At 60.5% G+C, this 24,150-nt stretch carries 20 protein-coding genes; 7 read left to right on the forward strand and 13 right to left on the reverse strand.

Annotation, left to right across the window (positions count from 1 at the left end; all coding sequences use genetic code 11):
• Together RI103_RS26535 and gcvA are read right to left on the reverse strand one after the other, a co-directional pair.
• On the reverse strand, positions 1-726 hold the full coding sequence (locus RI103_RS26535; protein ID WP_310815409.1) for a DeoR/GlpR family DNA-binding transcription regulator: 726 nt from the start codon (positions 724-726) through the stop codon (positions 1-3).
• Positions 727-1,058: 332 nt separating this feature from the next.
• Positions 1,059-1,943: a transcriptional regulator GcvA gene (gene gcvA, locus RI103_RS26540; protein ID WP_310815411.1), complete on the reverse strand. Its 885-nt coding sequence runs from the start codon at positions 1,941-1,943 to the stop codon at positions 1,059-1,061.
• 314 nt (positions 1,944-2,257) lie between these two features.
• Here gcvA and RI103_RS26545 point away from each other — a divergent pair, with 314 nt between their 5' ends.
• Positions 2,258-3,316: an aminotransferase class I/II-fold pyridoxal phosphate-dependent enzyme gene (locus RI103_RS26545; RefSeq protein ID WP_310815412.1), complete on the forward strand. Its 1,059-nt coding sequence runs from the start codon at positions 2,258-2,260 to the stop codon at positions 3,314-3,316.
• Between the two features lie 15 nt (positions 3,317-3,331).
• A complete protein-coding gene (locus RI103_RS26550) occupies positions 3,332-3,754 on the forward strand; it encodes a tautomerase family protein (protein WP_310815413.1) in 423 nt (140 codons plus the stop codon).
• 6 nt (positions 3,755-3,760) lie between these two features.
• On the opposite strand, the gene RI103_RS26555 is transcribed toward RI103_RS26550, so the two are convergent.
• The 4 genes from RI103_RS26555 to RI103_RS26570 all read right to left on the reverse strand — a co-directional run bounded on the left by RI103_RS26555 (position 3,761) and on the right by RI103_RS26570 (position 8,157).
• Positions 3,761-4,936, reverse strand: coding sequence for an FUSC family protein (locus tag RI103_RS26555; protein ID WP_310818584.1), 1,176 nt, complete (start codon positions 4,934-4,936; stop codon positions 3,761-3,763).
• Between the two features lie 139 nt (positions 4,937-5,075).
• The gene (locus tag RI103_RS26560; protein WP_310815415.1) at positions 5,076-5,837 is read right to left on the reverse strand and encodes a hypothetical protein; all 762 of its coding nucleotides are present in this window, start codon (positions 5,835-5,837) and stop codon (positions 5,076-5,078) included.
• A gap of 138 nt (positions 5,838-5,975) precedes the next feature.
• On the reverse strand, positions 5,976-6,407 hold the full coding sequence (locus RI103_RS26565) for a TerB family tellurite resistance protein (protein ID WP_310815416.1): 432 nt from the start codon (positions 6,405-6,407) through the stop codon (positions 5,976-5,978).
• Between the two features lie 100 nt (positions 6,408-6,507).
• Positions 6,508-8,157: a class I adenylate-forming enzyme family protein gene (locus tag RI103_RS26570; RefSeq protein ID WP_310815417.1), complete on the reverse strand. Its 1,650-nt coding sequence runs from the start codon at positions 8,155-8,157 to the stop codon at positions 6,508-6,510.
• A gap of 593 nt (positions 8,158-8,750) precedes the next feature.
• Between RI103_RS26570 and RI103_RS26575 the strand changes: the two genes are divergently transcribed.
• The gene (locus RI103_RS26575) at positions 8,751-9,032 is read left to right on the forward strand and encodes a hypothetical protein (RefSeq protein WP_310815418.1); all 282 of its coding nucleotides are present in this window, start codon (positions 8,751-8,753) and stop codon (positions 9,030-9,032) included.
• Positions 9,033-9,128: 96 nt separating this feature from the next.
• On the opposite strand, the gene RI103_RS26580 is transcribed toward RI103_RS26575, so the two are convergent.
• The 5 genes from RI103_RS26580 to RI103_RS26600 all read right to left on the reverse strand — a co-directional run bounded on the left by RI103_RS26580 (position 9,129) and on the right by RI103_RS26600 (position 13,977).
• On the reverse strand, positions 9,129-9,335 hold the full coding sequence (locus RI103_RS26580) for a hypothetical protein (RefSeq protein ID WP_310815419.1): 207 nt from the start codon (positions 9,333-9,335) through the stop codon (positions 9,129-9,131).
• Between the two features lie 190 nt (positions 9,336-9,525).
• The gene (locus tag RI103_RS26585) at positions 9,526-10,941 is read right to left on the reverse strand and encodes an ISNCY family transposase (RefSeq protein ID WP_310818585.1); all 1,416 of its coding nucleotides are present in this window, start codon (positions 10,939-10,941) and stop codon (positions 9,526-9,528) included.
• Between the two features lie 210 nt (positions 10,942-11,151).
• Positions 11,152-11,517, reverse strand: a complete 366-nt coding sequence (locus RI103_RS26590; RefSeq protein WP_310815420.1) for a response regulator — start codon at positions 11,515-11,517, stop codon at positions 11,152-11,154.
• A gap of 43 nt (positions 11,518-11,560) precedes the next feature.
• Positions 11,561-12,202: a response regulator gene (locus RI103_RS26595; RefSeq protein WP_310815421.1), complete on the reverse strand. Its 642-nt coding sequence runs from the start codon at positions 12,200-12,202 to the stop codon at positions 11,561-11,563.
• 227 nt (positions 12,203-12,429) lie between these two features.
• On the reverse strand, positions 12,430-13,977 hold the full coding sequence (locus tag RI103_RS26600; protein WP_310815423.1) for an ATP-binding protein: 1,548 nt from the start codon (positions 13,975-13,977) through the stop codon (positions 12,430-12,432).
• 339 nt (positions 13,978-14,316) lie between these two features.
• Between RI103_RS26600 and RI103_RS26605 the strand changes: the two genes are divergently transcribed.
• On the forward strand, positions 14,317-16,977 hold the full coding sequence (locus tag RI103_RS26605) for a LuxR C-terminal-related transcriptional regulator (protein ID WP_310815425.1): 2,661 nt from the start codon (positions 14,317-14,319) through the stop codon (positions 16,975-16,977).
• 325 nt (positions 16,978-17,302) lie between these two features.
• A complete protein-coding gene (locus RI103_RS26610; RefSeq protein WP_310815428.1) occupies positions 17,303-18,658 on the forward strand; it encodes an alpha/beta fold hydrolase in 1,356 nt (451 codons plus the stop codon).
• Positions 18,659-18,780: 122 nt separating this feature from the next.
• On the opposite strand, the gene RI103_RS26615 is transcribed toward RI103_RS26610, so the two are convergent.
• Positions 18,781-20,829, reverse strand: coding sequence for a pyridoxamine 5'-phosphate oxidase family protein (locus RI103_RS26615; RefSeq protein WP_310815430.1), 2,049 nt, complete (start codon positions 20,827-20,829; stop codon positions 18,781-18,783).
• Positions 20,830-20,862: 33 nt separating this feature from the next.
• Positions 20,863-21,504 carry a glutathione S-transferase gene (locus RI103_RS26620; RefSeq protein WP_310815431.1) on the reverse strand — a complete coding sequence of 214 codons (642 nt, stop codon included), beginning with the start codon at positions 21,502-21,504 and terminating at the stop codon, positions 20,863-20,865.
• 110 nt (positions 21,505-21,614) lie between these two features.
• Here RI103_RS26620 and RI103_RS26625 point away from each other — a divergent pair, with 110 nt between their 5' ends.
• Both RI103_RS26625 and ampC read left to right on the forward strand, forming a co-directional pair.
• The gene (locus RI103_RS26625) at positions 21,615-22,541 is read left to right on the forward strand and encodes a LysR family transcriptional regulator (protein ID WP_310815432.1); all 927 of its coding nucleotides are present in this window, start codon (positions 21,615-21,617) and stop codon (positions 22,539-22,541) included.
• Between the two features lie 288 nt (positions 22,542-22,829).
• A complete protein-coding gene (gene ampC, locus RI103_RS26630; RefSeq protein ID WP_310815434.1) occupies positions 22,830-24,002 on the forward strand; it encodes a class C beta-lactamase in 1,173 nt (390 codons plus the stop codon).
• Positions 24,003-24,150 lie beyond the last annotated feature (148 nt).

Here is a 24,150-nt window from a genome sequence, read left to right on the forward strand (position 1 = left end):
TTACCGGCGCTTGCGGTGCTCCTGGCCTTTCTCGGTGATGATGGAATCGAAGTCGTCGACCTGCGAGAAACGCACCGCTTTAACCACGCCGAACTTGCTCTGGTCCACCACCAGATGCCGTTCGACCGCGCTCGCCATGGCCGCCTGTTTGAGCGCGACTTCATGAAAATTCCAGCAGGTGACGCCGCGCGCGGTGTCCACGCCGCCCGCGGAAATGAACGCCTTGTTGATGCCCATGCGGCGCAGCATCTCCAGGCTTTCTTCACCCGCGAACGAATCGGAAGAGGGCACATAGACGCCGCCCAGCAGAATCATCCGCACATTGGGTTTGCGCCGCAGAATCTCCGCTACATTCAATGAATAGCACACCACCGTAACATGCCGTTCGACCGGAATCAGCCGGGCCAGCGTGGTGAGCGTCGTGCCGCAATCGATGAACAGCGTTTCGTTGTTGCCGATGAGTCCCGCCGCGATCGCCGACGCCTCGGCCTTCGCCTGCGCGAAGTGGTCTTTCTCTTCTTCGAGTGAGTAGCCGGCGTTATTGGGCACGTCGGTCGCGCTGACGATGTAGCCGCCGAGATACGTGAACCGTTCCGGACTGCCGGCGATGTCGCGCCGGACAGTCATTTCCGAAACGCCCAGCAGGCCGGCGGCGTCGCGCAGGCGCATCACGTTTTGCCTCGCCAGCGCATCGGCAAGGGCGCGGAGGCGGTCGGGTTTCAGCATGGAGCTCCTGTCGCGCAGTGTGTGGAGGGGCGTTATGTTTTGTTCGATTTGGTGAAAGAATTATAACAAGAGGTCGTGCGCGCGGCGAGCGGGATATCAGTCGACTGAGAGAACCGGCGGCACGCGTTTCCCGGTTTTAGCGCTGTCTGCTCGGGGATATTGTCGAAGTATTCGTGACGAAAGTGCACGATCTTGCCGGATGGGAAGTCGAGGTGAATGTGGCTGAAGCAAGCCGGATGCTGAATCTGATTGCGCCGATCTGTTGAAGGAAGCGAATTCTTTTTCGTGGCGCGACGAGTCGTGCTGAACACGTGACGATGTGCGGATGTCTTCTATGAGTTGGCTATCTCCCCAACTATCCATTCGCGAAAAGCGCGTACCAGAGGCCCATAGTCTCCATCGGGCAAAACCAGATGATAGGCATAGTCTTCTGGCCAATCAAAATCCCAAAGCTTGACGAGTCTGTTTTCGTCGAGGGCGGCCGCTGCCATGGCCGCAGGGACGAGGCCAACTCCCTGGCCCGCAATAATCGCGGTCAGCATCATACCGCAGTCGTCGAACGCCGTTCCGCTTGGCAGGCTCATGCCTTGTACCGATTGCGACTGAAACCAGAGATGCCAGTTCATTCGCTCGACCTCATGTAGAAGCGGCCAGCGCGTCAGATCCGATGCCATTTTGGGCATGCCAAAGCGTGCGATCAAGGCCGGACTGGCGACCGGGATCAGATCCACCGCACAGAGTCGCTCGCGGTAGAACTTCCCGTGTTGTCCAGCGCCATGACGGATCGCTACGTCCATCACGCCGCGCGTAAAGTCCACGGGTTCCTTGCCGGTCATCAGCCGAAGGTCGATGTCCTGATGTTTATCGTGAAAGCTCTGGAGGCGAGGAATTAGCCAGTAGGAAGCGAACGACGGCGTCACGCTGACTGTGAGCGTTCCCCTCTCCGCAACTTTGGCGATGCGGCGTGTTGCATCGCCAATCTGTTTGAACGCGTTTCGAATCGCAGGCAGATATTCGACACCCGCCTGGGTCAAATGAATGCCCCGGTTGGCACGGGTGAACAGCGCGACGCCAAGATAGCTCTCGAGACCCTTCACCAGTTGGCTGACCGCCGCGGGCGTCACACATAGTTCGTCGGCTGCCAGCTTGAGTGACAGGTTGCGCGCTGCTGCCTCGAACGCGCGCAGCGCATTCAGCGGCGGTAGTCTCTTTTCCATAGGCAAGATTTTCTAATCATTAAGCTTCAGAAATGATAGCTTGTGACGGTTTCTGTCGTGAATACAATTCACTCCAAGATCACGAAAGCTTCTGCTGCGGAAGGGTCACGTGGCGTACATGCTATCACGTGCGTTTTGAATTAGTTTTTCTAACGAAAGCGTATGTTCGGATCTGGACTCCGTTGCAAATTCAGGCAGATCAACAGAAGGGACAGGCGCGACGTTCAGCGCCGGAGGTTGAAATTTTCATGTCGTTGAGAGTGATACAAAGTCCCATATCGGGGTGTGCGCAGATAGATGGTAAGAAGGTCGTCGTGCTCGGCTCCAACAACTATCGTGGGTTGGCTAACCACCCCGTTGTACTGGCCGCGTTTCATGAGGGCTTGCGGCAATATGGCGCCGGCACCGGGATGAATCCGCCGCTTGCGACCACCAACGCGCATCGGCGGCTTGAGGAAGCTTTGGCCGAGTTTCATCAGACCGAGGCGGCAATGGTCTTCAGTTCCTGTACGGCAGCCAATCTCGCTCTACTCGACACCGTTGCGACCGCGAGTGATCTGATATTCAGTGATGAGTTGAACCACGCGAGCATCATCGACGGGTGTCGACTAAGTCGGGCGCGAGTCGTGAGAGTGAAACACCGTAGCGTTGCGAGTTTTTTGCAGGCACTGGAACAATCGTCTTCAGGTGAGCCGCGGCAAGTCAGGCTGTTCATTACCGACGGTGTTTTCAGCATGGAAGGTTACACCGCGCCGCTGCCGCAGTTTCTTGAGGCGACGACCCGTTCCAACACCCTGTTCGCCCTCGATGAGAGTCATGCGGCGGGCGTGGTCGGAAACACAGGCAGGGGCAGTGCCGAACTCCACGACTGCATGGAAAAAATTGACTATGTCACGGGGACGCTGTCGAAGGCGTTTGGCGCCGTAGGGGGAGGATATATCTGCGCGAGCAACGAGCGCATCGCGGAGCTTAAAGGGAAAGCACGCCTCGCGCTTTTCAGCAGTTCGATAAGTCCGGCAGCGGCTGCCGCTGCGGCGACCGCTGTTTCACTGGCACGCTCGGATCTGGAGTCGCTGGAGCGTATGCGCTACGTCGCCGCGAAATTTCGCGCTGGCGTCGAGCAGCTTGGATTCAAGACTGTCAACAGCGAAAGCCCGATTACTCCCGTGTTGATTGGCGACGCCGAGAAGACTCAGGTGTTTTCGCAGTTGCTCGAGCGAGGGGGAGTCTACGCGCCAGCTCTGGCGTTTCCAGTCGTGCCCGAGGGTACGGCTCGCCTGCGCATCCAGACATCCGCGGCCCACACGGATGACGATATCGACCTTGCGCTGAGCGTTTTCGAGCGCGTCGGCCGTGATCTGCGTCTCATCTAGCATTAGAAGGACACGATGCCCATTCAGACCATATCTTTGTACAAAGGCCGTACCCCAGCGGAAAAGCGGCTTATCGCCGACTGTATCCAGGACGCGCTTTCTTTTGCGGGTTACCCCGGCAATGATCGCTTTCAGAAAATCCACGAGTACGAAGATGAGGACTTCATTATTGATCCCGTTTTTCCAAATTACGCCGCAACGCCGCGGACCCGCGACTTCGTGCTGGTTCAAATCTGGATTAGCACGGGACGTCCTGATTCGATGAAGCACGACATGATTGAGCAGATTCAGCGCAACCTCGGCACTCGCGTTGGCTTGAACGCGGCCGACGTGATGGTCGTTCTCCAGGAAACAGCAAGGGAACATTCGTCGCTCTATCGAGGAGTACCGCTGGATCAGTTGCCGCCTGTTGTGCCGAGGGCTGGTCGCGCGCTGTAGTGAGTCTTAACGGCTGGCATCCTGGGGCATGGGCGGAATATATATCCTGCTGGTCGCGAGCATTACCGCCGCCAGCACGACGATCCCGGTGAGAATGCCGGATAGCCGCATGAGCGCCGGTAACGGATCGGCCGACCAATGATGATCCTGAACGAACACCATGATGAACGCGATGGTGAATTGCCGGCCCACGTAGCTTGCTCCTTCCCGTCCCGTTTGCACATGACATCCTGCCCACACGCCGATGGACAGCGCGAGCATGCACAGAATGGCCTGTCCGTGCATCAGAGGGAGTAGCGCCACACCGAGCACACCGGCCAGCAAGCAGCCGGCCACGCGCTGCACCATCTTTTCCATGACCGGCTGCCGCGTGCTGTCCGCTGCCAGGCCCAGCGGCACGATCAGCACCGCGATCGCCGTGACCATGGCCTGCGCGAAACCCGGCAGATGCAGAACGTAAGTCAGGGATGCAAGGATTGTGATGGACATTGCTGCCTGCAAGCACAGCTGCATGCGGGTCGAACGCACCGATTCCAATGGCGGCGTCGAGGGCGCGGCGGAAGGCTCGCGGGATGCGCCTGTCGCGCGATCGGTTGAAGTCGCCAACGGCGTCCTGTTCTTTCGATACCACTTCGACCCGAAATGAAACACGCTCGCCACCACCAGGCAGGCAAGCGTCCCCACTGCAACCTCGGCGACTCGCAGCGCGCCAAATATTGCGGTCGCCCGGACGGACGCGAACTTGTGCGCTTCGTACGTCACCATCAAGGCCGTCACTCCGCCCAGAATCCAGGCGTAGGTCGCTTTGGACCCGTTGGCCCGATACACCGCGACACCACCGATCACCCCTAACACGGGCACAAATAGCCACGGTCGGTCACCGATCCAGGGCCCCGCGATGGTTCCAAGTGCGGCACCTGCCACTGTGCCCATGATGCGGTGTGCGGCACGCTGCACGGAACCGGCAAAACTCGTTTGCATAACCGCGAAGCCGCTGATTGCGGCCCACCATGTTTCTGACAGACCCAACGCGTGTGCAAGCGCGACCGAGAGTGCGACCGAGAGCATCGCCTCGACGCCGAATGTCGCGCGCGCTCTGGAAATCCTCCACGCCGCCAGTTCACGCCCTAGCCCGAATATGGCCGTGCGGCAGATCTGAGCAAGCGTGCCGACGAGCGTCATCCACGCCACCGTAGTCTCGTCGCGCAAGCGCGAGGGATATCGACCCGCGGAGTTGCCAGGCTAGTGTCGAGTCCGATTGAAAGGCGGCAATTAAAGAGCGTCATCGGTCAACTCTATCTCTGGATTGATGTGCTTCACGTCATCTTCCGATGAACTTGAGCGCGTCGATCATTGGCGTCTTCGACACGTTGACCATGCCCTGAAACGGCGTGTCGAGATCGGTGACGACAAACACGGCAGTCGTAGCCGATATGGCGCAAAGAAGAAACACCACGCACATGCTCCAGTTTCTTGGCGCACTGAAGCCGAATATGCCGAAAATGACAGCCAGCCAGCCTACCAGGACCACAATGAGGGGAGTTGGAATCGAGCCCCTTCTGTGTTCGAGCGCAAGCCACCGACCCGCGAATATGTCGTCCCAAAGTGCCATTGCGTGGTCACGGAGTTTTTCCTGCCAGGGGCCGACGGTCTGCAAGGCGAAAATGCGTCCCTGAATGTCGTAGGTATTCTGCAGAATTTCTCGCGATTCTGCCTCCGCGGACTTGCCCGTTTTGTTGGAAAACAGGAAGGAGATCCATCGGGCATAGTCGTTCTTTACGTCGACGCGCAGACCATCGGCTGTTGGGCCAAATTGGGACAAAGTTCGATCCAGCTGGAGCATCGCGACACTATTGTGTTGGAGCGCGCTGTTGACCAGGTCGAGCGAGGACTTGCCGGACGAAATCAGCAGGCTGAGCACCAACGCCGCCAGCGTCGCCACCAGACCAACGGCAATACGCATCGCGGCAAGCGAGTCTTCCGAGAAATGGTGATCCGCCAGGCTTGCGCGCACATGCGACCCAAGCGCCGCACTCGAAAGAATGAGCACAAGCACAATGGCGGAAAAGACATAGTGATCCATGTGGGACCGGCCTTGTTCGAGCGCGCGGGTGATGACGCTTACGTCGAGTCATCCTGGCAGCGATGCTGCAGATTATATGACTGGCGGCGCAAGAGGCCATGTGTTATCCGGCACTCACTTTCCCCTGATTCCCGCACGTTACGAAGCGGACGCGCCCGTGAGCGCATTTTGCCGAACAGGGCGGGCCGGAAGTTGCCACGCGTCGCGCAGTTGCCTCAGGAAGTCGGCTTCGCGATCGCAATGGCCACGGTCCGCCATGACGGCTTCGTTGCACAACTCCAGGATGTCGCGACGCAATCGCCGGTCCTGCACATCGGCCGCGAGCCAGGCGAGCGTCGTGGGATCGACCTGACAGACATCGTTCCAGCTGAGATAGCCGGAGCGCGTCAGGTCTTCGTACAGCGTTTGCACGATCGAGAGCAGACGGTTTCGATTCAACAACAGCCGTCTTTCCATGCCGCAACGATCGAGCGCTTCGAGTTCCGTGAGGCTGAGGTCGCCATCGGATAGCAGGCATGCCGCCAGGATGCGGCCCGCTGCCTCGGGACTGTTGCATTGATAGTGACGCATTTGCTACTCCTCGATAAATCCGCAAGAACGGCCCGGCGAAATGAACTCAGAAATGATCCAGGTGAATCGCCGCGACAATCCAGTTCAACCCAGGTATCCGCTAACTAAGGAAGACGAAACGAGGGGTGTCTGATGCGGTGGGTTGGGGTTCATTGACGAAGGTATTCTGGCGGCCGCACAGCCGCCGGTCAGCGACGGGATTGCCGACCAATTGGAGCGGGGCGTGATTCGACTGCCGGTCGCCTTGCAGGATCATCCCGATCGCAGTGCGGTCTGCTTTGCCCTGTTCGGTAAGCGGCACGCGGTCTGCCACGACAATGCGAATCCGGTTTGCGACCAAAGGGCCCAGCACGATGTCGAGCCTATGCATGCATCGCGCAACGTCCACCTTTCCAGCCACCCACGGTTCGATCAGCGCGCTCCATCCGTAATTGCTGGCAGAGTTGTTGGCGGCCAGCGCCACCGCATAGCGAACGTCAGGCAGGCGGCACAGGGCATCTTCGATATGGGTTGGGCCAATTGTCAGCCCATCTATTTCCGCGACATCGGCCGCGCGGCCGAGAACATGCAGATTGGCTGCCTCGTCGATGAAACCGGCGTCACCGGTCAGGCACCAACCATCCTGAAACTTTTCTGCCTCCTCGACCGGCTGATGGTAGTAACCGTCTGCCACGGCGGCCGACCTGACTTCAATGTTTCCGCACTGTCCCGCGCGCGCCAGCGTTCCATCGGCGCGACGCAAACGTACTTCGACACCGGATCGAATGCGGCCCGCGCACGCCAGCAGGTCTGGATTCGCCGCGTATGCGGATGGCGGCAGAATGCTGACGAGACCGGTTTCGCTTGCGCCGTACATATGGGTGAGCACCGCACCCAGACGCGCGATGGCGCGTTGCCGCAGTACCGTTGGCGCCGACCCGCCAATGTGCGCAATGGCGCGCAGCGACGACAGGTCGCGCCGACCGACATCCGGGTGGTCCATTGTTTCGAACAGTTGAGGCTCGACAAGAAGCAGGTCAGTGATGCGCTCCGATTCGATTGTCGCGAGCGTCTCCGCGGGATCGTACCGATGCTTCATCACCACCGTACCTCCGCCGATGAGCGTGGTGTCGACGAGCACTTGCGACAGGTAGGCGAGCGGGCCATTGATCAACTGACGCCGGTGCTGGTCGTTCGCCGCGCCGAGCATCGTCGAATATGCCGCGAAGGACCGTCGGCTGCATTTCGGCACACCCGTCGTGCCGCCTGACGAGACGATGACCGCGAGGTCATCGGGCCTCGGTCGTCTGCGCAACGGCAGATCCGACTGCGCTTGCGCGAGCGTGTCCAGGCGTGAAGACGCGGGACCGACGCCGACGAAGACCACGTGGCACTCGACCGCAACGGGAATGTGGTGAAGGGTTTCCGGGAAGGCTACGAGAAGCGTCGGTTGGACGCGGGCGAGCAGGGCCGCGCGCCGCTCGGCATTCGCGGACGCAGGCACGAACATCGTGGCCGCACCAATGAGGTTTGCTGCGTAGCGAATCGCAAGCGCGTCGGGGCAATTCGGTGCGAGCAATGCCACCAGAGAGCCCCGGCCGATGCCAAGCACCGCAAGCGCCCGTGCATAGCGAAATATTGCGCTCCGCAGGATTCTGCCCGTTACGTCGTGATCGAGATAGCGCAACACCGCGCGATCGGATTGGTTTTCCAGTTGATCGAGCAAGGCGTCAACATAGGTTCGAAAGGCTGAATGCCGGACGTTTTTCATGACCGCTCCTCTTGAGTAATGCGTGATTCGATGTGCGAATCAGGCTGTGGTGTGACGCATTGTGCGTTCGCAAAATGAGCGGAGAATTAGCCGGTGAGAGGGCGGCGCGATAGCTCCCCGTCTCCCTACGCGAGCCAGCGAGGGGCCGTCGTACCTTCGCCCGATCGGCTTTCAGGATGCGAGCTTCGTCGTGCTTGGGCGCACGGACTTTGCCTTGTTGGATTACTGCCGACAGCGGCCCGAAAAGCGTTCGATACGGTCAAACACCGCCGCTCTTTCAATCTCGCCAAATAGCGTGGTGGCCGAGATCAAATCTTGTTTATGTTCAGGTGGTTAGCATCGGCCAGAGGTAGGGCGGAGCGGGCTTGGCATAACCCGTGCATTGGTAGCCGCGGGCGCAACGACGACCGGTTCGTGCTTTCACCGCGGCGTCAGCAATATTGCTCACATTCAAGGGGAAATGCGTTGTTCGTTTGAGCCTTTTTGTCAGTGCGCGGCAAGCCCTTTATCTCTTCCCGTCAACGTTGAATAGCGCGCCGAAATGGACCTGCTTCAGGTGCATTCGAGTATTCAACAAACTTATTGGAGTCCTCATGAAGACGAAATTTATCGCTGCTCTGTTGGTCGCAAGCTCTGCCTCGTTGGCTGTTCCCGCGTTTGCGAGCGGTTACGGCCCTGCGCCCTTCTATCGCCCCGACGTCGGCGAACCCGCAGCGCAACGCAATCAAAGCGCTCAAACGATGGCCGCGCAAGGAAGCCCAGGAAGCATGGTCGACGAGAACGGCAGTGGCGTCGGTGGTGACCAATCGGGCAAATCGGAATCTGGCAAGCGGTCCCCGGCTGACAGCGTCGACTTGATGTATCGCGGCAATTGATAGGCCGGTCGCGGGGCGCGAGTTAGCCCGCGCTCCGCGACCGAACGCTCGCTTCCAGGCCGATTGGCGTGTCAACCGTCGCTTGTGCGCAGGTGCCTATACAACGGTGATCATCGTGATATCGCCGTGGCCACCGACTGGGTCGACAAATGCGAGACGTAGCGCGCTGGAGCCTGGCGGATCGACCGCGGGAGAGGAGGGTGTCGCGGTGATCGGGACGCTGCCGGCCGGGAATTCGGGGCACTCTCCGTTCAGAGCGGCGCCGTTGGCCATGCTGATCGTGATGAATCCACGTCCGTTCATGGTCGGGCTCCGGGCTGGCTGTGATGCCGCAGCATGCGCCACAGCAGCCAGCCCGGAGCAGGAAACCGGACATTTCTAATGAGCCAGAACCGGACATTTCTAAAAAGCCCTGACACCAAATGTCGAGGCTGGTTTTAAATGTCCGGGTTTAAACTTTTTAGAAATGTCCGGTTTTGAGGTTCAGAAATCTCTATGTTAGAGGGCTTTTAACTACCGAGCCAACCCGCATTCCGGCAGTTCCCAGAATCGCTTCATTCAACTGCTCCCGGGTCAACTCGCGTTGCGTGCGGGTGCCCACCTTGCGCTCCTTCGGCCGCGGCGCTTCACCCTGGTTCGTTCTCGATGGCGAGCCTGACGCACGCCGGTCATCGCGCTGCGACTGGATCACCTGCGCCATCTGCAACGTGTGTCCCAGCCGCTTGTTGTCGACCACCGCGGCCTGGTCAATCTCCGAGAGCCGGTCGTAGCGGACACAGGGCAGGGCAGCGCCATTGACCCGGATCTCGATGCGTCCGTCCGGATACTCGAACACGTCCAGATAGTTGTGAATGAGGCTGCGGTTTGCCACCGTGTCTTCCAGCAGATAGATCACCCGGTCATACTGCACCGTCAGCACCTTCGACACGCGCCGCGGCACGCGACACGTCAGGATCAGGTCAAGATCGTCATCCGCCCGCAGCGGCCGGTGCGCATCGAACGTGCTCCTGGGCACCTTGCCGAACCGGCCGTTAAAGTCGGCAATGAAGTGGGGCGCGTAAGCGTTGGCCGCCTCCTTCGTGCTGATCCCACGCAGCCGCAACTCCTTCACGAGGCGATCCTGCAACGTCAGATTGGCGCGTTCCACGCGACCCTTGGCCTGGCTGCTATTGGCGCAGAACGTATCCACATTCAGCTCGTATAGCGCGCGGCCAAACTGCGTCACGCCCTTGCCAGGCGTCACGGAATGACTGTTGCAATGAAAGACGCTGGCCTTGTCGCTGTACAGCGCCACCGGCTTGCCATGCTGCTCAAGGTATGCGCGCATCGCCTCGAAGTAGCTGAAGGTCGATTCGGTCGCCGTAAAGTGCAGTGCCATCAGCCGGCCCGTTGCATCGTCGATGAACACCAGCAGCGTACAGGCCGGCGCGCGTTCCTCGAACCACCGGTGATCGCTGCCATCGATCTGCACCAGCTCACCCAGGCACGCACGGCGGTTTCTCGGCTGATGTAGCTTCGGTGGCCGCTGTCTGCGGGGAATCCACAGCCCGGCCTCACGCATCCAGCGCCGCACGGTTTCCTTTGCCAGCATCACGCCATGACACTCGGCGAGCTTCTCGCACGCCAGCGTTGGCCCAAAATCAGCATAGCGCTCGCGCACCAGCGCCATCGCGCGCGCCCGCAGATCCACCGGCAGTTCGCGGTTGCTGGGCTGCCCACGCCGCGCCGAGACGAGCCCGGCTGGTCCAGCGGCCTCGTAGCGCCGCACCAGCCGGCTGACCTGACGCTCACACAGTTGCAGCCGTTCAGCCGCCAGTACGATCGTCAGGCGATGCTGGACGACCGCCTCGATGATCTTCACGCGCTCGAGCTCGTGCATGCTGATCGTGATGAATCCACGTCCGTTCATGGTCGGGCTCCGGGCTGGCTGTGATGCCGCAGCATGCGCCACAGCAGCCAGCCCGGAGCAGGAAACCGGACATTTCTAATGAGCCAGAACCGGACATTTCTAAAAAGCCCTGACACCAAAAACATTGATAATTTATCTTATGTCAAATCATAGAGCCCACAACAGCAAAACACCGGCCCCCCTCGGCGACTAGCATTGCTATGCATCACATCAAACAATACTATCGAGCAAGCCCAGCAACGCGTCCCCATCGACAGGCTTTCTGAAGAAACCCAATGCGCCTCTCTGCAGATAGTAGTCTTCAGTATGTCCGCTCGAGTTCCCAGTAATAATGACGACGGGCGTCAGCGCATTCGAATGCACCATTCTTTCGAGCACTTGAATACCATCGATGGGCCGCATTCGCAGGTCGGTAATAACGCATAACAGACCCGAGCATCCAGCGGAAAAAAAATCCAGTGGAGATTCGTAAGCCCGTGTTCCATACCCGCCAGAGGCAAGAAGGTTCGCTAGAGACATCAAAACGCGCCGATCGTCATCAATTACGGCAACGGTGCGAACCGGACGCGTAGGCATTTTTCTTCTCCGGTCGTCGCTTCTCACGAAGAATCAACTGACCTCAAACATCGGACGTGGTGGTCGACGAGCTTTCGAGTTGCAGTTTGCTTGCCTGTCTGACCAGGGTGGCAAATGAATCCGCCTGCATTTTTCTCATGATGTGGCCGCGATGTACCTGCACGGTGTATTCGGTGATGCCAAGGATCGCTGCCGCCTGCTTGTTGAGCAGGCCACTCGCGAGTAACGGCAAAATCTCCTGCTCACGAGGTGTCAGCGATTGATAGAGGGCCTGGAGTATCGTTGCATCCTCAGCCTCCTTGCGAAGAACGTAGGCCCTGGCGAGGGCTGCATCGACCGCGCGCATCAACGCGTCTTCATTCACGGGCTTTGTGAGGAAATCAACAGCCCCGCCTTTCATGGCAAGGACCGCGGACGGCACATCGCCTCTCCCGGTTATGAAAATAACGGGAATTCGAGAATCCATGCGCACAAGCTTCTGGACTTCCAGTCCATTCATGTCCGGCATTCGCATGTCCAGGATCAGACATGCAACGACATTTTTATGACGCGGCGTGTCCAGAAACTCTCCCCCGGAGCTGAATGTCTGGACGTTTCTTCCGTTCGCGCGCAGCAGCGCAGCGAGTGCTTCTCGCACCCGTCTTTCGTCGTCGACTACGTAGACTAATTCGCTTGCGCAATCCATGGAACCCCTCGGGGGTTAGGTGAAAGTCTCTCCTGTTTCGGCGCAGCCAGGCCACGATAGTCGCGCTGAATGGCCCTCTCACGCGGTCGTGCCGACAAAGATCTAGCCATCGGAATCCTCATATGAGACCACGGACGGCTATGTTGCGCATCACATGAATATGTAATGGCACCAGCAAATATGGAGCTGTAGCCTTGGAACCCCTGGCGAAATTACCCTTGCCCTCGTCAACGCGCTGTTGCGTTCGACCTCTCTATCGGCAGGCTGAAGCTGAAGGTTACGCCGCGGGACACATTGCGCACGGCCCAGATCCGACCAGCGTGTGCTTCGATGATGGAGCGGCAGATTGCCAGTCCCATGCCCATCCCTGTTTCCTTCGTGGTGAAAAACGGCTCGAAGATCTTCTTGAAGTCCACCTGTCCCGTACCATGATCCTCCACGTCGATCACCACGTTCTCCGCATCGCGACGCGAGCGGATCACGAGCAGCCTCGGTCGTTCCTCCGTTGCCGCCAACGCTTCGATCGCGTTGCGCACGAGGTTCACGATCACCTGCTGAATCTGAACCGCGTCCGCGCACATCTTCGGCACGTCCTCGCCCAATATTGTCTCGAGCGAAACCGCGCTGCGCTGGATGTCGTCGGCCATCAGCGTGCATACCTGAAGAATCAGCTTGTTGACATCGAGTTCGACCTTTTGGGGAGCGGTGTGCCTGAAGAGTGCCCTAATGCGGCTTACCACGTCTGCCGCGGCATTCGCGTCGCGCAGAGCCTGCTCGGCCGAGTATTTGGCTTCTTCGATTCTGGGCGGCGTTGCAGCGAGCCATCGCACGCATGCGCGCCCATGCGCCACGATGGCCTGGAGCGGCTGATTGAGTTCGTGTGCGATCGAGGCGGACAGTTCGGCGACAGCCGCGAGCCTGGACGCTTGCGCCAGCCGCTCCTGCGCATCGTGCAAGGCTTTCGACAGTTCCGCGCCGTCGTCGATGTCGACATCGAGGCCGAAGAACTTCATCACTTGCGCGCTGGCCGCTTCAGTACCGCGCAGCGCTCGAGCGTGGTCGACCTCGAGCCGCGATAACAACTCCGGCTCGTTCGATAACTGATCGAGGAGCGCGACGAGATGGTGTCGCACGCTTTCGGATCGGCGCGCGCCCTCCTCGATTGCGGTCGCCAATTCCGCCCACCGCGGCTGCCGATAATGTTCAGCCAGGTAGCCGCGGACAATGATCTGCGCAATGAAATCGAAGTGATCGAGGAGATACAGCGAGACGTCGGCCAGAAGTTCTTTGGCAATGCGCTCGTCCAACTCTCCCAGCGCAATGTAGGTGCTCCAGGTTTCTCGCAAGCCCAGGCGCAGCGCCTGAAGAAGGCTCTGCAGCGGCACGCGTTGGTGCTCACGTCTTTGGCTGATTTCCCGGAAAGCGTCCATGTCCTGTGCCGATGGAGGTTCGCCCGACAACAGCGTCTCGAACCATACTTTGGCTGACAGCGCGACGGATTCGTGAACGTCCCGTTTCGCTGCCGGCGCGAGCAATTTGTATCCATCGAACTGGGTCAGTATCGCAAGCGTGCGTTCGACGACAAGCGTCAGATCGGCTGCGATGGACACGGTTTTTTCCCGCAGGTGATTACTGAGTTTTGGAACTTTGGCTAACACGGCAATATATCTATCAGTAACAGGCGCGCGATTTCGACTACCAAGGAGCGCCGGCGCAGCGACGTCGACAGCTACACACCGACCGGTTGCCGCCCGATACTCTGCAATGCGATGCAATGCGGCGTATCATGTGGCGAAAAACAAGTGGTTCCCGGCGATGCGCCAGTGAACCGCCCGGCAATGATCGACAGGCGCGCTACCCTTCTCCAGGGGCACGCTTCGATTTCAAGCCGGTGCACGCATGATCTCCTGGCGCGGCGCGACCTGCCATCCCCCATACAGGGGAGATGCCTACCCTCCCCCAGCGCGGGGGATGCGCCTTAATAAATAGGGGATGACGGCGAGCACCGCCACCCCAATAACAATGTGTGACTGAAAATGCGTGTGGTTGGAGAAACGTCCACGACCGGGCCGCATCTTTTCCTTGCAACGAAGGTCGTTCCGCCGCGCCTGCCGGTGGATTTGATCGTTCGTCCGCAGCTCGTCGGTCTGGCTGAGCGCGCCGCGAGCAAACGTCTCACCGTGATCAAGGCGCCCGCCGGATTCGGCAAGACTTCGCTGGCGCTCGTCTGGCTTGACCGGCTGCGTGCGAATGGTGCACGGGTAGCGTGGCTTTCGCTCGACGCTGAGGACGATGAACCCGCCCGCTTCCTCAATTATCTGGCGCACGCGTTGTGGCAAGCCTGTGGCAATGTCGGCGCGGCGGCGATCAGCCTGACTGCCGACGCTGCGTTCGTCTCTCCACACGCTGTCGTTTCCACGTTGATCAACGAGCTGGTCGAAGTCGACGAAGAGGTCGTCCTGTTTCTGGATGACTATCACCTCGTCAGCCTTCCAGCAGTACACGACGCGATGTCGTTTTTTATTGAAAAGGCTCCGTCGAATGTGCATGTGGTCCTCTGCAGCCGCACGGATCCATTGCTGCCGCTTGCAAGGATGAGAGCGGGAGACGACCTGCTGGAAATCGATGTGTCGGCGTTACGTTTCGACTTCGACGAAACGACACGCTTCGTCGAACACGCATTGCCAGGCGTGCTGAACGCTTCCCAGGTCGAGACGCTTTTTGCGAGCACAGAGGGTTGGGCCGCGGCGTTGCGCATCTCGATGTCCATGCTGTCGCGCAAGGAATGCCGGGCACCTCAGGAGCGTCCCGCACCGTCAGGTACGTCGCGGCCGTTCGCCGCCTATATCGAACACATGTTCGAGCGGTTGCCCGCCGCAATAGTCGAGTTCATGCTGCGCACGTCGATACTCGACCGGTTGAGCGCACCGCTCTGCGAGGCGGTAACGGGCCTGCGCACGAGCCAGCGCATGCTGGACGAAATCGCCGGGGGCCAGTTGCTGTTGCAAGCGATCGACGGCGACGGGCAATGGTTCCGCTATCACCATCTGATGGGCGAGTACCTGCGTGCGAAGCTCGAGGTACGGCATGCCGACGAGGTGGCGGAACTGCATTGCCGCGCGTCCGGGTGGTACGGCGGGCAGGAGCTTTGGACTGAGGCAGTCAAACACGCGATCGCCGCGGGCACCACAGATAACGCGATTCGTCTGATGGAGCGATGCGCGATGGCGCTGGTCAAAAAAGGCGATCTGCTCACGCTGCTCGGTTTGCAGAGCCGCTTCCCCGCTAGTCTGGCCAGTGCGAAGGTGAAGGTTACGCTGGCGATTGCCTGGGGCATGGCGCTTGCGATGCGTTTCGACGAGGCGCTCGCGATGCTGGATGGCGTCGAACACGATACCCCTTCCCACACTGGCGCCGAATCCGAAGACATTCTGTCGGAATGCCAGGCGATCCGCTCGGTCGTCGCGGCACTGAAGGACGATCCTGAGGGGGCGCTCGCCATCGCTGAGCCATCTCTCGCGCGGCCTTCTGCCGATATCTGGACAACCAATGTGGCGTCCAACGTGGTGCGATTCGCGCATTGGAAGGCCGGCAACCTCGAAGCGCTTTACGCAACGCCGTGGATGTCCTACTCAATCGAAGAAAACCAGCGCAACCTGTATTCTTCGGTCTATCGGCTGTGCCTGCTGGGACATGCCGAGATGCAACAGTTGCACTTCGGGCTGGCCGAACGGTACTTCACCGAATCGATGCAGCTGGCCGAACGCGAAGCCGGTCCTGACTCGATTTCGGTAGCACTGTGCGCGCCGATGATCGGGCAGATCTGGTACGAACACGGCCGACTGGACGAGGCTGAAACGCTGGTCGCAGGGTTGATGCCAGTGATCGACGTTGCGGTCCTGCTCGATAGCGTGTTGATTGCCTATCGTCTCCTTATCCGAATCGCAGTCGCGCGTTCGGACATGAGGCAGGCGTATGCGTTGCTGGATCAGGCGCAGGCGCTGGGTTGCGCACGTCAATGGGAACGGCTGAGCGCCGCTGCGCTTGTCGAACGGATACGGCTGTATCTTGTGGAAGGCAGGACGGTCGAGGCTGCCGTGTGCGTGGCGCAACTCGATCAGATGGCGGACTCCCATTCCTATCCTTCACGTTCCATCTCGCTCGAGATCGAGAACTATCGTGCACTCGGAGCGGCCTCTGTTGCCGCGGCCCAGCACCGGACCGAAGAGGCCGCTGCGGTGCTGAGCGTCGCGTTGCAGAACGCCGAACGACGGCATGGAGATTTCCTGGCAATACGGTTGCGAACCATGCTTGCGCAGGTCTGGCTGGCGGCCAACGAACGCACCCGCGCGATCGAGCTCTTCCACGAAGTCCTGACGGTCGCCGCGCCCGCAGGCGTGTATCAATCCATTCTCGACGTGGGTCCGGACATCGGAGAACTGCTGCACGCCGTTTGCGAAGACGCACGGCTCACGGCGCAAACGAACGAGCTGATCTCCTACGCCAACCATCTGCTAGATGGCTGGCGGATACTCTATCAACCCGGCGGCAATCTTCAACGCGACACTGGGCGTGGATCGCTGAGCTCAAGGGAGCGTGAAATCGTCGACCTGATTGGCCGTGGACAGTCGAACAAGGAAATCGCGAATACGCTCGGGATTGGAGCCGAAACCGTCAAGTCCCATATGAAGAGCATCTTCATGAAACTCGGCGTCGACAGGCGGGCTCAAGCCGTTGCACGTGCGCGGGACCTCGGGCTTGTGGGTCCATATTAAGCTGCATGCGTAGATGTGTGTCACACGGCATACGTCTGCGGCAGCCGGAGGCGTCGCTCATGAACCGCTGGCCGATTGCCGACATGCGCCGTTGAAATGAAAGCGGACCCACCGTCTGCGCCGACACGGTCCCTCTTTGTATCGCAACGTATCCGCCGGGCGCATCGATACCCGCGCATACAAAAACCCGCCCTTCCCGACACATGCGCGATACCTCCACGCGCTCCAATACGTCCACCCTACATCGATTACCGCCTGACAATGGCTCGTGAAATCGTACTGCCATTGATTGGTAAGCCTGGCTTCATCGCCGATCGGAGACTTTATGTCAGACAACCTCCTTCCCCAATCGCCCTCTCGCCGTCGTTTTGTCAGCGTAGCCGCGGCGGCCGTCGCTGCCGGCTCATTGAGTCAGTTCGCTTTTGCGGAAACGAATCAAGCGACGACTGAAGTTGCTCCGGCGACGGGCGGCGACAAGAGGGCCATTCGCCCGCTCCGCGTGCATGTGCCGGAATCGCAACTGATCGACTTGCGCCGACGCATCAAGGCGACGAGATGGCCCGATCGCGAGACCGTCACCGATAACTCGCAAGGCGTGCCGCTCGCGATGATTCAGGAACTCGCGCGCCATTGGGCGACTGACTACGATTGGCGCAAGTGCGAGGCGAAGCTCAACTCGTTGCCGAATTTCGTGACCGAGATCGACGGACTCGACATTCATTTCATTCACGTCCGTTCGAAGCATGAAAATGCGATGCCACTGATCGTCACACACGGATGGCCCGGCTCGGTGATCGAGCAGTTCAAGATCATCGATCCGCTGACCAATCCAACCGCATATGGCGCGAGTGCGTCAGACGCATTTCATCTGGTCATTCCGTCTTTGCCTGGTTACGGATTTTCAGGCAAGCCAACCACGACCGGCTGGGGCCCGGAGCATACCGCGCGCGCGTGGGTCGTCCTCATGAAGCGCCTTGGATACGCGAAATTTGCCGCGCAAGGCGGCGATCTGGGAGGCGTTGTCTGCAACGTAATGGCTAAGCAGGCGCCACCGGAATTGTTAGGCATCCATGTTAACTTCCCGGCTACTGTTCCGCCGGAAATCGCCAAGGCGCTTCAGGCGGGCGATCCACCGCCGGCCAACCTCTCTGCCGACGAAAAGCACGCTTACGACCAACTGAGTTCAGCGGCCATGAAGCGGCGCGCTTATGCATTGGAGATGGGCACACGTCCGCAGACGCTCTCCGGACTGTCGGACTCTCCCGTCAGCCTCGCGAGCTGGCTGCTCGATCACGGCGACGGGTATGAGCAGCCGGCGGCGGCACTAACCTCGGCTGTGTTCGGGCGCCCCGTCAATGGGGAATCGGCTGGAGACTTGACGCGCGACGATGTACTCGACGACATCACACTCTACTGGTTGACGAACACGGGAATTTCCGCGGCACGGTTCTATTGGGAGTCTCACTTCAACTTCCTGGCCGCCGCCGATGTTTCCGTCCCCGCCGCGGTCAGCGTATTTCCACGCGAGAACTATCAGGCCCCGCGCAGTTGGACTGAACGGGCGTATCACAACCTGATCTATTACAACAGGCTCGATAAAGGCGGCCACTTCGCGGCGTGGGAACAACCGCGATTATTTGCCGAAGAGGTTCGCGCGGGCTTGAGGCCGCTGCGCACGTAGATGCCTGCTTGCCGGACTCGGACTACTGACCGCCAAAGCGCAAACCGTCCTGGTTGAATACATCGAACCCGGGCGTCAGGGGATGGAGGCCGCTCTCAGGAGATCGTCCATTGGCGTTGCGATTAAAGATCCAGCGTCACGCCCGCATTCCCAGCAACCGGATGCGCCATGCAAACAAGCGCTGCGCCTGGTTCGATCTGCGCCTCGACTTCGCCGTTGTACTCGACCTTGCCCAACAACAGGCGGGTCGAACACGTACCGCATATACCCGATCGGCAACTCGACGGCGCGTCGATACCGTGCGCTTCGGCAAGTTCGAGCAGGCTGCCGTCGCGCGGCAGCCATTGGATCGTGCGTTCTGAGCGCGCGAAGGTCACTTGCACGGCGTCGGTGTCTTGCGCTGGGGTCTCTGCTGCCTTCATCTCGCCCGTTGCAACAACCGCACGCTTCACGCTCGCAGGACCGAAAGACTCGAACCGGATACGCTCATCCGCGATGTTCAATCCGCGCAGGCCTTCATATAAATCACGCATGAACTGCACGGGGCCGCATAGATAAAAGTCGTAGTCATCGAAAGGAAGGACGCGCTTTAACGCATCGATGCTCACACGTCCGACCGACACACCTTGCGCCAACCCATCGGCGACGCTGTCGAAAAGATGCAGGGAAAGCGCCGAATCGCGCGCCGCAAGCTCTTTCAATTGCGCACTGAACGGACGTTCGCGATCACTACGCGCGCCGTGAAAGAAGAACAGCCGCTTCGCTCGCGCATCCTCACTGCGCGATGCCGCCAGCGCGTGCCGAACCATCGACATCATCGGCGTGATGCCGATGCCGGCCGAGATAAAGACGGCGGGCCGCGGGCTGTCTTCATCGTAGATAAACGCACCGCGCGGCTTCATCGCTTCGATTTGCGTCCCGGCAACGAGGTGCTCATGCAGCCATTTCGAAGCGATGCCTTCGCGCTTCACACTGATTCGGCAACGCCGCGGATCGTGTGCATCGGAGAGCGTGTAGGTACGCGTCAACGGCGCGTCGGAGCCAGACACCGGCACGCGGATCGGCAGAAATTGCCCCGGCTTGTACAGCGGCAATGGCGCACCGTCGATCGATTCGAAGTAAAAGGAACGAATCGACGCTGTCTCATCGATCACGGCCGCAACCTTCAGTTTGTGCCAGGGCGAGGCAACCGCAGGCTTACGCACCGCCGCCGCAAACTGCGGCGCGAACTCGACCTCGGACCAACGAAACGGCAACGCGCTCCGGCTGCGCCGCACTTCCTGCACGTGAAAACGCACGAGCCGTTGCGCGCCTTCGAATGCAGCCAGTTCCGCGCCGTCCCAGACGATCTCCGCGCGCACCGCGAGATACAGCAGATCGCCAGTCGCAAAGTCGATAAACAACAGCCCCGCGCGCGGATCGTGGATCAGGTTGCCGATCGTATTGAAGAAATTGTTGCCGCTGTAGTCGGGCGTCGTCAGCGTGCGCTCATCGTCGACACGAATGAAGCCGGGTGCGCCGCCGCGATGCGAGACGTCGGCGCCGCGAGCAGGATCCGCGTCGTCACCCAGATTCGCGCTCGCGATGAAAAACGTATCCGCCCTCGTCAATAACGCGCGGTCGGCGTCACTGAGTTGCCCGGCAATTTCGGGCGGCGTGGAAGCTCGAGATGCACGCTGCTCCACCCAGGTCGGCGTACGGCTCTGGATGTACTTGTTGCAGTTGCCAAAGCTCTGGCGAACCTCGAGTGTCAACGCCGCCCCGTCCGCCGACGTCACCACGCCGTTGATCCGGTTGCGCCGGCGGGTCTGCGGCTGCAGCCCAAGGCCGCCGATCATCGCTCCCGTCTGCCAGCCGTCCGCGAGCGGATCGCCCGGCAACAGACCGCCTTCGATGCGCAACGTTCGCGCATCCGGCGACGACACGAAACCCGGCGTGCCGGCGCGCACCGTCGCCCACGGTTGCCCGTGCGCGTCGACACCGCCGAACACCATGAACGGCAGCTCGGCGAAAAACTTACGGTGCTGGTCCGGCATATAGCGGCGAATCCCCCGGCGTCCTGATGCTTCGGCCACGCTTCTCACCCCGGCACGCTGCTGCGCGGCGACTTCGCCCTCATGAAACGGCGAGGCCTCGACGCCCCAGCTATTCAATGGGATAAAGGTGGACATGACCGGACTCCGGTGTGGTGAAGGATCAGCCGCTCATTCGGCGAGCAGCCCTGCTTTTGTCGTCGGCATCGCGACGAAGCGCGGCAAGGCCTCGACGCGGCGCAACCACGCACGAATGTTCGGATACGGGTCGAGCGACACGCCGCCTTCCGGCGCATGCGCGATGTAGGTATGCGCGGCGATGTCGGCGATCGTCACGTGATCACCCGCTGCGAACGGCTTGTTCGCCAGTTCGCGGTCGAGCACGCCGAACAGCTTCACGGCAATCTGCTTTGCGGCTTCGTGATCGTGTGGCGCACCAAACACGGTGACGAGCCGCGCGGTGCACGGCCCATAAGCGACCTGGCCCGCCGCGAGCGACAGCCAGCGCTGCACCGCGGCCGCGCCGGGCGGATCATCCGGCAGCCACGAGGCATCGCCGTAACGCTTCGCCAGATACACGAGAATGGCGTTCGAATCGAACAGCGTGATGTCGCCGTCCTGAATCGTCGGCACCTGGCCGAACGGGTTGAGCGCGAGATACTCCGGCTTGCGGTTGTCGCCGGCCTTCATATCCAGTTCGACGACTTCGAACGGCAGATCGAGCAGTGTCAAAAACAGCTTCACCCGATGGCCGTGGCCGGAAAGCAGCGTTGTATACAGACGGATCGGCTGGGCAGGTTGGGCAGCGTGCATGACAGGCTCCGGAAAGCGGGAAGGAATGGAGCGAGCATAATGCGCACGCGCTACCCGGCGGAAGCCTGATAATCCGGGAAACACAATCAATCGAAGATGGACAATCCACCATGGCCGACGTACGCGACGTAAACCTGAACCGGCTGGCGATCTTCGTCGCGGTCGTCGACGCGGGCTCGCTGACCGCCGCGGCAGCGCGTCTGGGCCTCGCCAAAACGATGGTCAGCACACACCTGCAGCGGCTCGAGGCCGAGGTGGGCGCGAGTCTGCTGGTCCGCACGACCCGGCGGCTCGGTTTGACCGAAGCGGGCCGCGCGTTCTACGAGGCCAGCGTGAAAATCCTGCGTGCCACCGAAGATGCGCTGGCGGCGGTCGGCGGCGAAACAGCGCCCGTGCGCGGCACGTTACGCGTCAGTTCGCCGATCGATTACGGCTCTCTGGCCGTCGCGCCCGCGCTCGTCGAACTGCGCCGTACCCATCCGCAACTCAATGTCGAGCTGTTGTGCAGCGATCAATATGTGGATCTGATCGCGGAGGGCATCGACGTCGCGATTCGCCTCGGCAGGCTCGCCGATTCCAACTACCGCGCGGTGAAACTCGGCAGCTTCGTCAAGTGGGTCGTCGCGAGTCCGGATTTCGTCGAGATATGGGGGCAGCCGCAGACGCCCGCCGAATTGTCGGCAATGCCCTTCTGCGCGTTGACCGTCTTGCCGCGTCCGCTGACGCTCGACCTGCGGCGCAACAACGGCAATAGCAAAAGCGATGGCGACGCCGAAACCGTGCGCTGTGAAAACGCGCTGCTGGTGAACACCGCCGACGCCTGCCGTGCGGCGACGCTCGCGGGCGGAGGCTTCGGTCTGTTGACGGACTTCTCGATTGGCGGTGACATCGCAGCCGGACGATTGATTCGCCTGCTACCGGAATGGGCGACCGAGCCCGCGAGTATTCAGGCTATATTTCCGCCCACCAGCCATCCTCCGGTAAAAGTGCGGGCGCTGATCGAGACGTTCAAGAAGCAGCTCGACCGCGCATCGTGACGGCGCGGACGGTGGCCCATGACCGGGACACGGGAAATTTCGCCGCGCCTCAGAACGAATGCCGCATGCCGAGCTGACTACCGACGAGCGGCTCGACCCTTTCGTGCGCATGCGGGCGGAGACGGCGTTTCATCCGTCGTGTTCGTGCAACCCACAAGAATTTCTTTACCCTCACGCAACTTATCCTCGATTGTCAGCGCTCTGCAAAAGTCGGATAGTGCGGGCTCAAGACGCCCCGAACGCTTTTGGAGCGCATCCGCCGACAAGACATTCAAGGAAACGCGAGAGATGAAGTTCAAAACCCTCAGCCTCACGGCGACCGTGGTCTTTGCGTTGTGCGCGACCGCCCCAGTGAGCCGCGCAGCCGACACCACGCAAGACGCCATCAAACGAACGGTCGACGCGGCGATCCAGCCGCTCATGGCGAAAGACGGCATTCGTGGCATGGCGATCGGCATTGTCGCCGGTGGCAAGGCTTATGTGTACAACTATGGCGCAGCATCGACGGAAACCAATCAGCCCGTGACGCCCGACACGCTGTTCGAACTCGGCTCGGTCAGCAAGACCTTTACGGCGACGCTGGCAACGTATGCGCAGCTCAGCGGTGATCTTTCGTTGTCGGATCCGACCAGCAAATATCTGCCCGTGCTTCAGGGCAGCCAGTTCGGCAACGTGAAGCTCGTCAACCTGGGCACGCACACGCCCGGCGGCCTGCCGTTGCAAGTGCCGGACGGGATCCATACCGATGCCGAACTCATGCAGTATTTCAAGGCATGGCAGCCCAGTTGCGCACCGGGCACCTGCCGGACTTACGCCAATCCCGGCATCGGCACGCTCGGCCTGATCACGGCAAAGAGCATGGGACAGGATTTCACGGTGCTACTCCAACAAAGCCTGTTTCCCGCGATGGGATTGAAGAACAGCTATATCGACGTGCCGCCGGCGCGGATGCCGGATTACGCGCAAGGCTACAAGAAGGATGGCGCACCCATCCGCATGACACCGGGCGTGCTGTCCGCCGAAGCCTATGGCGTCAAGTCTACCGCGGCCGACATGACGCGCTTCCTGCAGGCGAACATGAATCTGCTCCAGCTCGATGCGAAGCTGCAGCGGGCGATCACGCAGACGCACATTGGCTACTTCAAGGCCGGCGTACTGACTCAGGATCTGATCTGGGAGCAATACGCGTATCCGGTCGCGTTGAAGACGTTGTTGGCTGGCAATTCGTCGACGATGGCTTTGAACGCCACGCCCACTGCCGAAATCAAGCCGCCGCTCGCGCCTCGACAGGATGTCTGGATCAACAAGACGGGGTCGACCAATGGCTTTGGCGCGTACGTGGCCTTCATTCCGGAGAAGCAGTTGGGCATCGTCATGCTCGCCAACAGGAACTTCCCGAACGAGGCTCGGGTAGCTGCCGCTTATGAGATTTTGACGGCGCTTGCTGACGCTTCGCATTGAACACCCGGCGGCTCAGCGAGCGTCGCCGGCGCGCGCAACTGGCTGCGCCCCGCCGCTCTCATCATCTTCACTTCGACTTCCACACGCGCGGATCGCGACGCCTGGAACCGCAAACGTGCCCGCGCCGCGCCGGCAATGCGCGAGCGGT

This window comes from Paraburkholderia sp. FT54 (assembly GCF_031585635.1).
GTDB lineage: Bacteria > Pseudomonadota > Gammaproteobacteria > Burkholderiales > Burkholderiaceae > Paraburkholderia.

Bases quoted from the DNA above. Each gene is read 5' to 3' on its own strand.
- RI103_RS26590 (WP_310815420.1), bottom strand. From the start codon at position 11,517: ATGCCTACGCGTCCGGTTCGCACCGTTGCCGTAATTGATGACGATCGG.
- RI103_RS26580 (WP_310815419.1), bottom strand. From the start codon at position 9,335: ATGAACGGACGTGGATTCATCACGATCAGCATGGCCAACGGCGCCGCT.
- RI103_RS26615 (WP_310815430.1), bottom strand. From the start codon at position 20,829: ATGTCCACCTTTATCCCATTGAATAGCTGGGGCGTCGAGGCCTCGCCG.
- RI103_RS26595 (WP_310815421.1), bottom strand. From the start codon at position 12,202: ATGGATTGCGCAAGCGAATTAGTCTACGTAGTCGACGACGAAAGACGG.
- RI103_RS26620 (WP_310815431.1), bottom strand. From the start codon at position 21,504: ATGCACGCTGCCCAACCTGCCCAGCCGATCCGTCTGTATACAACGCTG.
- RI103_RS26610 (WP_310815428.1), top strand. From the start codon at position 17,303: ATGTCAGACAACCTCCTTCCCCAATCGCCCTCTCGCCGTCGTTTTGTC.
- RI103_RS26550 (WP_310815413.1), top strand. From the start codon at position 3,332: ATGCCCATTCAGACCATATCTTTGTACAAAGGCCGTACCCCAGCGGAA.
- RI103_RS26570 (WP_310815417.1), bottom strand. From the start codon at position 8,157: ATGAAAAACGTCCGGCATTCAGCCTTTCGAACCTATGTTGACGCCTTG.
- RI103_RS26585 (WP_310818585.1), bottom strand. From the start codon at position 10,941: ATGAACGGACGTGGATTCATCACGATCAGCATGCACGAGCTCGAGCGC.
- RI103_RS26555 (WP_310818584.1), bottom strand. From the start codon at position 4,936: ATGACGCTCGTCGGCACGCTTGCTCAGATCTGCCGCACGGCCATATTC.
- gcvA (WP_310815411.1), bottom strand. From the start codon at position 1,943: ATGGAAAAGAGACTACCGCCGCTGAATGCGCTGCGCGCGTTCGAGGCA.
- RI103_RS26535 (WP_310815409.1), bottom strand. From the start codon at position 726: ATGCTGAAACCCGACCGCCTCCGCGCCCTTGCCGATGCGCTGGCGAGG.
- ampC (WP_310815434.1), top strand. From the start codon at position 22,830: ATGAAGTTCAAAACCCTCAGCCTCACGGCGACCGTGGTCTTTGCGTTG.
- RI103_RS26565 (WP_310815416.1), bottom strand. From the start codon at position 6,407: ATGCGTCACTATCAATGCAACAGTCCCGAGGCAGCGGGCCGCATCCTG.
- RI103_RS26575 (WP_310815418.1), top strand. From the start codon at position 8,751: ATGAAGACGAAATTTATCGCTGCTCTGTTGGTCGCAAGCTCTGCCTCG.
- RI103_RS26560 (WP_310815415.1), bottom strand. From the start codon at position 5,837: ATGGATCACTATGTCTTTTCCGCCATTGTGCTTGTGCTCATTCTTTCG.
- RI103_RS26625 (WP_310815432.1), top strand. From the start codon at position 21,615: ATGGCCGACGTACGCGACGTAAACCTGAACCGGCTGGCGATCTTCGTC.